This is a genomic window from Gordonia sp. NPDC057258 (genome assembly GCF_042668985.1).
GTDB lineage: Bacteria > Actinomycetota > Actinomycetes > Mycobacteriales > Mycobacteriaceae > Gordonia > Gordonia hongkongensis.
This window is the reverse complement of the sequence record NZ_JBHUXZ010000010.1, coordinates 90482-102888: the sequence shown is the minus strand read 5'-3', so window position 1 is coordinate 102888 and position 12407 is coordinate 90482. Positions and strand designations below refer to the sequence as shown.

The window sequence follows — 12407 nt, the reverse complement described above, 5'->3', positions numbered from 1 at the left end:
GGCCGGTGCTCGGGTGTCTTCGCACTTCAGGGTCGTCCGCCGAACCCAGGGCGTCCTGGCCCACGCAGCACCGTGACCCGCATCCAGGTCTCGGTGCCAGATAAGGGGACGTCAGGTCGAGGCTTTGTCGGACCCCTGGGCGAGTATCGACATATGACTGAATGGATACCGCTGATCGGCGGATTGGCTACTGCGTTGATCGGCGCGCTTGCTGTGACTGTGAAAGCGCGCGGCGACATGGCTACCAAGGGGAGCTGGGAGAGAATAATGCTGCTGATAGAGATCAGCGAGAAGCTGCCGGAAGGCAACCTGCGTCTTCGGCTCGACCAGTACAGGGATGTGCTCGTGCGCGGCGCACTACTGAGTTCCACCCGTGTTCGTGCCCGTTGGTTTCTTCTTCTGTTCGTTCCGGGTGGGATCCTCGCTCTCACCGGCAGCGGTATCGGACTCGCGGGAGTGATAGCCGACGACGCTGCAATGGAGTCGATCGCAATGTCGCTGTTCTGGACCGGTTTCGTAGTCATGTTGCTTGCGCTGTTCGTTCCGATGGCGCCGCAACTGCCGCCTGGGGCGCCGCGCCGCAAGGCCAACAGCGAATTGATTGAATTCAGAAGACAGGTTCTCGAGGATTTCCCGAACATCGAATCCGAGAAGGGCCTTTCGATAGCTTCGGATGTCCTCGCGGCGATGAGACGGTAAGTGGTGTAGCCCAAGAGTCTGAAGTTGGATCGTTTGATCACTGGATGACGATGCGCCCGGTTGGGTACGCGAGAATCCGATAGCCGACTCGTAGACCAGACGGTCGCCGAGTCCGAGAACTTCGGAGTCCTCAGGTCAGTACGATCTCCACTGGCACCCCGTTGCCGAGGGTGTGTCCGACAGGTGAGCTGGCCCGGACCTTGGCGTGCAGTTCGTCAAGCTTCTCGCGCGGTGCGTCGGAGTCGAGTGTGACTCTCGCGGTGATGGATTCGAAGCCTGCGTGACCTTCTGCAAGGCCGAGGAACACGTGCAGGTCGAGGTCGCCCTTCAGGTCGATTCGCAGGTCCTTTAGTTCGATGCCCGCAGTGGTGGCGTTCGCGGCATAGCCGACAGCCAGGCAGTTGCCCAGGGCGCCGAGCAACTGCTCGACCGGGTTGGGCGCCGTGTCGCCGCCACCGAGGACGGCGGGCTCATCTGACGCCACAGGCGGGAAGTTTCGAATACGGGCCTCGGATGCGAACGAACCGGTCCACCGGACGTGCGCGGCCCACGTTGTCTGTGCCTTGGTCGCATCTCCTTGGATCGCTGCGACCAATTGGCCGACGGCGTCGATGTCCACGTCGTTGAGGCGGGTGGCGGTCTCGGTCATGGTGCTCCTTCGACGGTCTGGTTGCCGACGAAGCTATCGGGCGCAGCTGAGTACGCCGACAGTCTGCATCACCGTGAGCGGAACACTTGGATGTTGTCGCAGCCAGGAGCATCCTGCACCACAGGGGTCAGTACCCCCGCGACCGCCAGACCTCAACTCGATGGCCAGACCTCGATCGAAGTCCAGGAGTCGAGATGAGGTTCGCCGGTGGCCGGGTCACCCAACGGACTGTTGAGTACAGACGCTGCGCCTGTCTACCAGGAGATCTCGATCTCCAGCTCGGACTCCTCGGTGCCCCGTTCGATCTCGATCTTCAACTGCACCGTGTCCGGGATGTCGACGCGCACTGTCTTGTTGTTCTCCACATACGACACTTCGTTGTGGCGTGCGATCGCGTCGGCGAGTTCGTGAATTCGCTTCGCTGCTTCTTCACGGGTGAGCTGTGTCTTGGTCTTGTGCTCGAACAGTTCGTCGCTCATCAGTCCATCTGAGCCCACCGCTGGAGCGCGGTCAAGCGTGTCGCGTGCCGAAGTCGAGAGTTCACCGCAGCTCAATGCGGTGGCAGTGGACGCGTCCAGTATATTGTTCAGCATGCTGAATAATATGGGTGAACGACGCGCCGTGCGTACGGCAGTGGAAGCTCGGGTGTGAGTGTGACACCCGTGGATCAGGTCTCGGTGCCGCTCGCACTGTTCGACTATGTGCCGGTCGTGCTGGGTGCGGTCGGAGCCTTCCTCGTCGCGCGACGCCTGGGGGCGGCGCTTGCGTACATCGGTGCCGCGATGATCTTCGCGGGTGGGTTTGCCAAGGCGACGGAGAAGCTCTTGTCGGCCACTGGTATCGCGGACATCCCGAGGCTCGCGGATGCCCTGTTCCCTGTGATGGGTTGCGGGTTCCTGCTTCTGGCCGCTAGCGCGTGGGGAGTCCGCAATATTGCTCTCGCGGCGCCCGTAGTGGGTGCGGCTGCCATCGGCGTCGCGGTACCGGATATCGCGGGCCGGTACCTGGTCGGTGTCATCGTCGGAGCCACCGCGCTGTACGCAGCTCTCGCGCGCGACGCATGGCGCGACCGAGATGTGACGACGGTGGCGTTTCTGGTGGTCTGTCTGGTGGGCACTTACACGTTGGGGCCGTTGGCAGGGCAGGAGCAGACGGTCGCGTTGCAGTGGATCGAGCAGTCGATCAACACGTTCAGTCAAGGAGCATTCGCTGTCGCGGCCTGGCGTCTGAGCGTCGGATCACGGAACAGAGTCTCGGTTGGGACGTTCGCCGAGGCGCAGCGAACACGTGTACCGAGACGCGGACCTAGGCGTTCCAGCTGATGTCGGTCCGCGCCAGTAGCGTGATGGTGTTGCGGTCCAGCCAGATTGGCGTGTTGATCGGCTGGGTGGCGTAGAGTCCGCGGCTCGCCGCGACGACGCGGTCGTACTGGCTCGGCCAGTTGATCTCGCTGGCGATGGCGTCGAGCGTGGGCCTCCCGCGACCAAGGGCGCGCCTCACGTGGGTCGGGGCGGGAAGCCGATCGGACTTGCTGGAGTTGCACACCTGGCAGGCCACCACAAGGTTGGTGAGTCCGTCGATACCTACGCGCGACCAGGGAAGGATGTGGTCGACGTGCCGGTTGCGCCGAATTGTGTTGCCGCAGTAGAAGCACACTGCCCCGAACTCGTCGACCAGTGCGTCGCCTGCTCGCTGCAGGGATACGCGGTCGGCGCCGAACAGATGGTGCGCTAAATCGGGGCCGTCGTCGAGGATGTACTTGTTCATGCGTCGAACGTCGTCGATCCAGGCGAGCTGAAAGGCCGGCTTGAGCAGCGGTGCCAAGCGGGCGAGCGCCGTGCATACGCCGGGGAACAAGGTCAGCTTGTCGCCGTGTGCGGTAACCACTTTCCGGGAGTCGGTCCCCATCCAGGAATCGTCGTACAGGAAGCGCGAGTTGGTGTCGCCTGATGTCAGGTTCTGGAGTAGTTTCAGCGGGTACCTCACCAGCGTGCGTTTGACTGTCGAGTGTGCGGCTCGATAAGCGTCAGAGTCGTGGGGCCCGCCGACTCTGAGCCCGCTCACCCGTGGCCCCACATTGGACGAACCCAGAGTCGCAACGACATTGAAGATGACTCCGCGACCGTCAGTGGACTGACGAAGTCGGTGACCGTCGAGCGGTCGCAGCTGTCGCGCGTACAGTTCGATGACGCGGTCGGTCAGGTCGTCGAGGCTGATGTCGACTTCAGCGTTTGCGTCGGCGGGAACCGACTCGACTGCGAGGTCCAACAGTGCGACGAGCACGGCCAGCTTGTACGTTGCCGTCCGCCTACCGCCCTCGAGAATCGCCACGAGTTTCTGCCCGAGCTCGAGCGGATCGGCGGGCGCGGACATGGGGTCGAGTCTATGTCGCTGCCAGCGGACGCATGTGCGCGACGACCTTCTCCCAGTTCTCGTAGTCCGGCTGCCCGAAGTGGATGTGCTCGCCCTGGAATTGCTCGACCCCACGCGCGGTCCGGTCGTCGATGATGTAATGGCCGAGATTCAGATTCTTGTGATGCGAGAGAATCAGGCGTTTGTAGGCGGGCGAGTCTTCGCCTCGACCGAAATGCAACTTCACCCAGAGCAGTTTCTCGGTCCAGGCCAGCGGATTGTCCCACGGTGCGGTGGACAGGATGTAGGTGTCGAACAGCCCGGACAATTCGTGAAACGCTTCGATGGCGCCGGGCATCGGCTCCATCAACGAGAAGATTCCCGGGACGTCATCGAGGTCGCCGTGGAACCGCTGCTGCTCGGCCTCGCTCAGTTTCGCGATGCCGGACTCGAAGTCGACGAGAGTGTTGTCCATGTCGATGTAGAGGACTTTCTTGGAAGGTGTGCTCATGGTTCCTCCTGTGGTGAGAATTGAACTGTCACATTGAGAGTGGGTCGCAGTCCCCGAGCGTCAGTCACTGTTGTGCTGGAGCCGCGGCTGCAGGTTGACGATCCTGTCACCGGCGGGCCTACCCCGTCGAACGGTCTGTAACCGTGGGGCCGGGTGAAGCCGGTCGTTGAGTCGGGGCAGCCCGTTGTCGACGAAGTCGAACCACTGGTAGAGCCCCGTGAACAGATGGTCGCGTCCGAAGCAGCGGGCGTCGACGCGTCGAACAGCCCAAAGGTCGGTTCCGTCGAGGACGAACTCGACGGTGGGGTAGTCACCCGCGAGATCGTCGAGTAGGCCCTGAGTGAATCGCGGGCGCCTGACGTCCGATTCGAGGTGCCCGAAGATGTCGATGCACGGAGCGTCAAGGGAGATGCCGATCGACGACGTGAAATGCGCTGTAGGAAGTGCGATGGTGGCGTCGGAACGGATGGGGAAGGACCCGCCGCAGAAGGTGGCGAGTTCGTCGCGGATCAGCAGGCGGAACCGATCCGGTCCGAGATTTTCGGGGTCGATCACCGGCGCCCGGTCTGGACGGGGCCGACCGACATCACAGATGAAGCTGGGATCCGGGACGTTCCAGACTTCGCGCAGCGTCTGCGCGGCGATCTCCGCCAAGGCGGCGGGTCCCTGGTGCCGTTCGCAGGTCAAGCGCCCGTCAGTTCGTTTCCGCCAACCGGACGTTCGAATGAGATCGTCCAAACCGGTTGTCTCACAGGCGATGGTGGCGTGCAATGACCCGTGTCTCCGCCGGCCGAATCGCAGAGCGAAGCGGAGGCCGGTGTTTTCCGTCGGCATGACGAAGACGATGTCGTCGAGTTCCATCGTTGCCAGCCGAGCTGTCAGCGTGCGTTCGAAGTGAGCCCACGCCGTTTCTACGGCTGCCTCGAAGGTGTCCTTGGCCATGGTTGTCTCCTTTCCGGCCACGTTCGACCTCGACGAGGACCCGAACGCGGGCGAGCTGGGGAGTGCTCTCGAATGGGAGCGGTGAGATGGTCCGCGCCGTAGCCGGCGCAGGATCACTTGACGCCCTCAGGATAGAACGCAGGTCCGACACTCTGTAGCCGGACATCGCGGAGAGGCTCTCGACCGAGAGCACCACGACCCACCGGTCAGTCCAACATCGATGATGTGTCAGACGGACCAGGCATCATGACCCCATGCCCCGGATCGACTTCCTGGCCGAAGCTGTTATGCGGATGAAAGCTGGTGCGCCACTCGCCAAGGTCACTGTCGTCGTGCCCGACCACGGCTCCGGACGGGATGTCCTCCACAGTCTGGCTCGAGCAGGGTCCGTGGCCAGCACTAGCGTTCTCACGCTTCAGCAAGTCGTCTCGAATCTCGCGGGTCCAACTCTCGCACCTCGCCTGGCACTCGCATATCCACTGCTGGAAGCCGCGATTGCGCGAGTCCTCGCCGACGTCCCGGGAGTCTTCACCGACGTCGCCGACCAATCCATCACGGCGCAAGCCCTCGCCGGCGCGGCTTGGGAACTCACCGCAATCGACGAGCCGCGGGTGGACTCACCGACGCCCCTGGTCGCCGACCTCCTCCGCGTATATCGCGCAGCGATCGAGCGTCTGATCACCAGGTACTACCTCCCGCACGAGGCGTATGCGATTGCAGTTGAACGTCTGGCCGACCTCGGCGCGGTGATCGTCTACCACCCTGTCAGCAGGACCCGCGCCGAGCAGAAGCTCCTGCGTGCACTCCAACAACACGGTGAGACCGTCGAACAGGCGGTCACCGTCTCGCCAACCCGGATCATCCACACCTCTGACGCCGACGACGAGGTCAGAGCCGTTGTCCGCCTCGTGCGCAAGCATCTGGCCGGGGGCACACCCGGCCACCGCATCGGCGTCTTCTACGGCAGCGATGACCCATACCTACCACTGCTCCACGAACACCTCACCGCCGGTCACATCGCCTTCACCGGGCCCGAATGCCACACGCTCGTCGACAGACCCACCGGCCGTGCACTACTCGGGCTGCTCAAGCTCGACCTCGACGGGATGCCGCGCCGCGAACTCTTCACCCTCCTCGCCGGGGGTGCAGTCCGGCGCCCCGAAATCGACGACGACCCGATCTCGCAACGTCGGCTCGAACGCCTCACCCGCGAGGACGAACCCATCGTCGGCGGCGCCGACTGGGAACGACTCACCCGTGTCGGTGCACATGAAGAGCATCATGCGATGGCCGTAGCGCTGTACACGTACGTCAGACAGCTGCAAGCCGACCTGCACGCCATCGTCGAAGCGCCCGACTGGACCACCGCGGCCGGACGGCTGGTTGCACTGGTCGACCGCTACTTCCGTACACCCACGCGCGAGGTCGCTGCGGCCGACTTTGCCACTACCCGGGCCGACTGCATCAGCCTTGCCGGCATGGACGGCATCGCACCGCCGCCGAACGCTGCGCGCGTTCTGGATGCGGTCAGCGTGCGCCTGACTGCGCACCGAACAATGCATGGAGACTCCGGCGCAGGCGTGACCATCGGACCGATCGCCGCGGGCGCCGGGCGCGACCTGGACGTCAGTGTCGTCATGGGCAGCGCTGAAGGGATCATCCCCGCACCCCGCCGCGACGATCCGCTGCTACCTGCAGAACTCACCGGCATCACCGCCCGCGAGCGTATGGAACGGCAACGTATCGCCTTTGCGAGTGCGGTCAGCACAGGGCGCACGGAACGGATCGTCACGTTCCCCCGCGGCAACCTGCGCGGTGGCGCGGAGAGGGTGCCGTCACGATGGCTCATCCCGGCGATGGGCGGACTGGCCGGTCGTGACGTCAATGTCGTGAACTGGCAACGCGAAACCGAGAACGTGGAGCCGATCGTCGCGGTCGAATCTTTCGACGTCGCCGCCCAGCGCGCCGACGACCGAATAGGTGCATCAGCCGCATCCGACACCGTATGGCGGCTCCGCGAGCTCGCAGCCGTCCCCGCCGATCAACGCCGCGGCGCCCTCGACGACCCGATCATCAACCTCGGCATGAACCTGCGCAGCGACCGCCTGAACGGCCGCTTCACCCGGTTCAACGGCAACCTGTCGACGGTCAAGGAGCTGATCACCACCTTCGACCGCCCGGTGTCGCCGACCGGTCTCGAACTCTGGGTGCAAAGTCCCTATCAGTACTTCCTCGAACACATTCTGCAGCTCCGTGCGCTGGGCGACCCCGACGAGGTCGCCCAGATCGACGCCCTCACCCGCGGCACTCTCATTCACACGATCCTCGAGCGCTACGTTCTCGACACCATCGACGGCGCCGAACTGGACCTCGCCCGTCTGCACCTCGTCGCCCATGAGGTACTCGACGAAGCGCAGGCCAACAGTCCCGGCTGGCTCGAGCAACTGTGGGCCAAAGACCGCGGCATCATGCTCCGCGATCTCGCCGACTGGCACAAGCACAACCGCGCCGACCAAGACGATGGCTGGCGCCCGACGCACGCTGAACAGACATTCGGCACCGACTCGGCAGCCGAGGTGTCACTGGCGTTCGGCGACAACAGAATCCGCTTCCGCGGCCAGATCGATCGCATCGACCGACACAGCGGCGGCCGCATCCGCGTCACCGACTACAAGACCGGCAAGGGTGACAAGTACAAGGACCTTTCCGACGTCGCTCCCACCAATTCGGGGCTACAGTTCCAGCTCCCCGTCTACGGACTGTTCGCCCGCACGCTAGGAGCCGACGTCGAGGCCCGGTACTGGTTCGTGACCTCCACAGGCAAGTTCGCCTCCATCGGCTATCCCGTCACCGACGACGTCATCGCGACCCTGATCGACGACATGGCCCTCGTCCACCGCTCGATTCTCGCCGGCCACTTCCCGCCCAAGGTCGAGGACACACACTGGGAGCTGCCGGTCATCGACCTCCTCGGCCGCGCCGGACTCCGCCGTGCCTGGGCTGCGTTGGAGGACGTTGACGAAATCGCCGACTATGTACGGAAGTACGGAGGCTGACATGACCGCACTCCCTCTTGCCGACCAAGCAGCCCGCGATCGGATCACCTCCGACACCGCCACCACCCTGTTCGTCGAAGCCGGCGCCGGCAGCGGCAAAACCCACTCCCTGGTCGGCCGCATCTGCCGGCTCGTCCTGCACGACGGCATCGAACTCGATCGGATCGCCGCCATCACGTTCACCGAGAAGGCCGCAGCCGAACTTCGCGAACGAATCCGAGTCGAGTTGGCTGAGCACGACACCGAACGTGCCCGCGGTGCCCTCGAACAGATCGACACCGCGGCCATCGGCACCCTGCATGCGTTCGCCGCCCGCATCATCAGTGAGCATCCACTCGAAGCCGGTGTACCCCCGCGCATCGCGGTCGTCGACGCGATGGGGTCGCAGCTGTCGTTCGAACGCCGCTGGCGACGCATGCGCACCCGCCTTTTCACCGACGCCGCGCCGCCGATTCTCGTCGACGCCATGGGCATCATCATGGCGGCCGGCGCCTCGCTCGATCAGATGCGCGCGCTCGCCGACGCACTCGACCGCAACTGGGACCGCCTCACCCTCGACGACAACCCACAAGGCATCGCTCCCGCACACATCGACCGCATGCTGTGGGAGGCAGACGCGATCGCCGACAACCTCGCCGATTGCCTCGACCTCGACGACAAGCTCGCGCAGAAGCTGACCGAGCTGCAGGAGTGGCGCATCCTTGTTGCGGCAGAACGCGATGCGACAGGATGGATACCTGTAGCGGCTCTCTGTCCAGGCCCGGGAAACGGTGGCGCAGGGAAGAACTGGCGCGGTGGGTCCGCTCAGGTCAAAGAGATCAAGACTCGAGTCAAGGCGTTGCGTGACGAGATCTGTCCCGACATCGTCGGCACCTATGTCGACGGCGCAGTTCGCGTGGTGGTGCGGCATCTGTCCGAGATCGTCCTCGACGAAGCGCGCGAGCGGCAGCGGAGCGGCCAACTCGAATTCCATGACCTACTCGTCCTCGCTCGCGACGTGCTCAGCAAGCACGCCGTCGCCGCGACCACCCACGAGCGCTACCAACGGGTGCTGCTCGACGAGTTCCAGGACACCGACCCGCTGCAACTCGAGCTGGCGCAACGTATCGTCGCCGGCACCGACGAAGCGGGCAGGCTGTTCACAGTGGGTGACCCCAAGCAGTCCATCTACCGCTTCCGCCGGGCCGACATCGCCGCCTACATGGCCGCGCGTGACCAGACCCCTGCCGCCGACGTCGTCCAACTGACGACCAACTTCCGCTCCACACGGCCGGTCATCGAATGGATCAACACGGTGTTCGGTCGGATGATCGTCGCCGACGGTCACGTCCAGGCGACCTACACGCCGCTGGACCCCGTGCCGAGCAGGCCTCGGTGGGACATCGAGTGGGGTCCGGAACCATTCGTATTCCCTGACAACGACGAGCCCGTCGACGATGAGGCTTCGCTGTCGCCGGCGGAGGCGATTCGAGCACGGGAGTCTCGCGATGTCGCCCGGATCATCGCAACGGCTGTCGACAAGGGCTGGTGTCGAGAGTCGCGAGCCGACGACGAGACCTACGAGCATGCGGCATTGACATGGAAAGACATCTGCATCCTCATCCCGTCGCGCACGGTTCTGCCCTTCCTGGAGAAGAGTCTGGATGCGGCAGGGATCGAATTCCGTTCGGAAGCATCGAGTCTCGTCTATTCGACGCAGGAGGTCCATGACCTGCTGGTGACCTGTCGGGCGTTGGCGAACACCGCAGACGAAGCGGCTCTCGTCGCGGCGTTGCGCACACCGCTGTTCGGTTGTGGCGACGACGACCTGCTGCGGTGGAGCACAGCGAACGGCCGATGGAGTATCCACGCCGACGCTCCGACCGAGGTGCTCGGATCCTCACCCGTTGCCGCCGCATATCGGTACCTGCGCGAGCTGTCGTTCGAGCTCGGTGACCTGAATCCCGGTGCCCTGCTGAGTCGGTTGGCGACCGACCGACGCGTTTTCGAGGTCTCGATGGATTCGCCCCGACACCGCGACGTGTGGCGACGACTGCGGTTCGTCATCGATCAGGCTCGCGCGTGGTACGCCGAGGATCGGGGATCGTTGCGCGACTACATCGACTGGGCCGACACCCAGGCCGACGAAAACGCGCGTGTGGCCGAGACCGTCCTTCCCGAGATCGGCGTGGACGCCGTGCGGATCATGACCATCCACGCCGCCAAGGGTCTGCAATTTCCGATGGTCGTGGTCGCCGGGATGAGCGGCGGATTCCGCACGCTGCCGGAGTCCTTGCTCTGGGATGCGAGCGGCACACTGCAGGCATGCGTGTCGAAGTCGGTGACGTCGAAGGGGTACAAGCCGGCAGCCGACGCGGAGAAGGTCCACGCCGAGGCTGAGAAGAAGCGACTCCTCTACGTTGCCTGCACTCGCGCAGAGAGTCACCTCGCCGTTTCCGGATACACGCGCAAAGGTGCCTCGTGGGGTGCGACGCTGGCTCCCGCGCTGGACGGTCTGCCGAACAGGGTGCCCGAGCTGATCGAACCGGTACGACGCGACGACGATCCGATCGAGCAGTTCGAGCGGCAGCCCTGGGATGAGTGGACAGCCGAGACGGCCGCAATCGAGGTGTCGTCGGCGTTGCGTGCGTCGTACTCGGCGACGCGGATAGTGCATGGTGATGATGCCGCCGAGGTTGCGCTGCTGGAACGCTACCGTGAAGCCGGTCTCTTGACTGTCACTGCAGGAGAGCGTGTTTCACCCGGCATTGGAGGCGTCGACAGCGGGGCTTCGCTGGGCACCGCCCTGCACGGGGTCTTGGAGCAGACCGAGTTAGGCGCGGTCCTCGACGAGACCTTCGAGGCGGTCGCCCGCCAGGCTGCTGCTGCCGTCGGCATCGTCGACGTCGACCACTTCGTCGCACTGGCCCGATCTGCACTCGAGTCCGAACCCGTCCATCGCGCGGCTGTCGGCGAGCACTGGAAGGAGATGCAGCTCGCGGGGCTGGGTCCCGATGGCACAACGGTGGTCGAGGGCATCGCGGATCTGGTCTACCGCGACCCCGACGGCGGACTCGTCATCGCGGACTACAAGACCGACGTCGGTGTCGCTGCGCACACGCTCGAGGCCTACTGGGCGCAGCTGGCGATCTACGCCGATCTGCTGCGAAAGGCGACGGGGGAGAGGGTCGTTCGACTGGAGTTGGTGTTCTGTCGGGTGGGAGCGGCAGCTGTAATAGCAAGGAGTGTCTGATGCGCGCCGGTATGGAATCGCGGGGGATCAGCCCACGGCCGCAGTGGACGGACCGGTGGACGCTCTGAGTCCGATAAGTCTCTCGCGCCGGGGCGTGCCCCAAAGCTGGGACGTGCACGCAATGTCCAGATTACTGTCGGCGCGACGGTGGACAAACTGAGTCGGCATGGATCAATGATGGTGGGCACTACGGTAGGAAAATCGAGGTGGCATGATGCAGCTAATTTCTTTTTATGAGAAGGATCCTGTCAAGACCGACGACGCGTCGGTCTTACAGTTTCCGTTCACAGAGGCCAGCGACTATACCATTGGCAACGAACCGACAATAGCGAAGGTCATTTATGTTAGACATCCACGAATCGAGGCGCGGCTAGTTCCCTATGGGCAGTACGACACGTTGGTCATGACGGACAAGTTCAACGAGGCTCTGCGAATCGTCCAGACTCTAGGGGCACAGACTGTCGTCACAAAGAGTTTTCGCGGTGGCGTGTCGCGACTGTCAATTCGGGGACGAATTCCTCAGGCGGGAGGAGGATCTGCAGACCTCTCGAGGACCACTCGAGAAGAAGTGGCGTTCGAACAGTTTGGTACAGGGGGACCGCCTGTTGACCCGGGCCAGAGCGTCTATCCTGATGAGGCAGGCTTTGAGGCTGCTCGTCGTGCTGTGTTGCTGAATGGTGCTCGACGGGTAGCGATCAACATCGAGAGCCAGTCGGCGTTTCGAATGGACTCAGATATCGCCAACCGGTTGACGAAGATCGGGTTCTCGTTAGGCGCGAGTGCTGAACGAACTCAGGTCCGATTACTTCGGTTGGAGGCTGACTTCCCTGAGGAAGGGAAGCTGCACTCCCCTGATGCTGGTAAATTGGGGAGCCTGGTCGATCCAAAAGAGCCGCTCGATCCGGATGGAACATCAGAAGATGGTTCTCGACGCTGGCGCCGAGCTCGCTGATTGAGCACTAACTC

At 63.9% G+C, this 12407-nt stretch carries 10 protein-coding genes; 5 read left to right on the top strand and 5 right to left on the bottom strand.

The annotated features are described in order from the left end of the window. Positions 1-153 precede the first annotated feature (153 nt). Positions 154-699 carry a hypothetical protein gene (locus tag ACFUEJ_RS09985; RefSeq protein WP_065631195.1) on the top strand — a complete coding sequence of 182 codons (546 nt, stop codon included), beginning with the start codon at positions 154-156 and terminating at the stop codon, positions 697-699. A 130-nt stretch (positions 700-829) separates the two neighbouring features. On the opposite strand, the gene ACFUEJ_RS09980 is transcribed toward ACFUEJ_RS09985, so the two are convergent. Together ACFUEJ_RS09980 and ACFUEJ_RS09975 are read right to left on the bottom strand one after the other, a co-directional pair. Further along, complete coding sequence (locus ACFUEJ_RS09980; RefSeq protein ID WP_388028988.1) at positions 830-1348, bottom strand: OsmC family protein; 519 nt, start codon at positions 1346-1348, stop codon at positions 830-832. Between the two features lie 254 nt (positions 1349-1602). Beyond that, positions 1603-1827, bottom strand: coding sequence for an amphi-Trp domain-containing protein (locus ACFUEJ_RS09975; protein ID WP_065631193.1), 225 nt, complete (start codon positions 1825-1827; stop codon positions 1603-1605). 174 nt (positions 1828-2001) lie between these two features. Between ACFUEJ_RS09975 and ACFUEJ_RS09970 the strand changes: the two genes are divergently transcribed. Beyond that, a complete protein-coding gene (locus tag ACFUEJ_RS09970) occupies positions 2002-2670 on the top strand; it encodes a hypothetical protein (RefSeq protein WP_137849988.1) in 669 nt (222 codons plus the stop codon). Here ACFUEJ_RS09970 and ACFUEJ_RS09965 read toward each other — a convergent pair. The 3 genes from ACFUEJ_RS09965 to ACFUEJ_RS09955 are packed head-to-tail and all read right to left on the bottom strand — an operon-like array spanning position 2654 to position 5153. Further along, positions 2654-3721 carry an HNH endonuclease gene (locus tag ACFUEJ_RS09965; RefSeq protein ID WP_137810112.1) on the bottom strand — a complete coding sequence of 356 codons (1068 nt, stop codon included), beginning with the start codon at positions 3719-3721 and terminating at the stop codon, positions 2654-2656. The two genes, ACFUEJ_RS09970 and ACFUEJ_RS09965, sit on opposite strands and share 17 nt — an antisense overlap. A 10-nt stretch (positions 3722-3731) precedes the next feature. Next, positions 3732-4211 (bottom strand): hypothetical protein, encoded by a 480-nt coding sequence (locus tag ACFUEJ_RS09960; protein WP_065631191.1) that lies wholly within the window; start codon positions 4209-4211, stop codon positions 3732-3734. 60 nt (positions 4212-4271) lie between these two features. Next, on the bottom strand, positions 4272-5153 hold the full coding sequence (locus ACFUEJ_RS09955; RefSeq protein ID WP_159369879.1) for a hypothetical protein: 882 nt from the start codon (positions 5151-5153) through the stop codon (positions 4272-4274). 389 nt (positions 5154-5542) lie between these two features. Here ACFUEJ_RS09955 and ACFUEJ_RS09950 point away from each other — a divergent pair, with 389 nt between their 5' ends. From ACFUEJ_RS09950 to ACFUEJ_RS09940, 3 genes are all read left to right on the top strand, one after another. Continuing rightward, a complete protein-coding gene (locus ACFUEJ_RS09950; RefSeq protein ID WP_388028983.1) occupies positions 5543-8209 on the top strand; it encodes a PD-(D/E)XK nuclease family protein in 2667 nt (888 codons plus the stop codon). Position 8210: 1 nt separating this feature from the next. Then, positions 8211-11441, top strand: a complete 3231-nt coding sequence (locus tag ACFUEJ_RS09945; protein WP_065631187.1) for an exodeoxyribonuclease V subunit beta — start codon at positions 8211-8213, stop codon at positions 11439-11441. Between the two features lie 211 nt (positions 11442-11652). Beyond that, positions 11653-12393: a hypothetical protein gene (locus ACFUEJ_RS09940; RefSeq protein WP_388028980.1), complete on the top strand. Its 741-nt coding sequence runs from the start codon at positions 11653-11655 to the stop codon at positions 12391-12393. Positions 12394-12407: the final 14 nt, after the last annotated feature.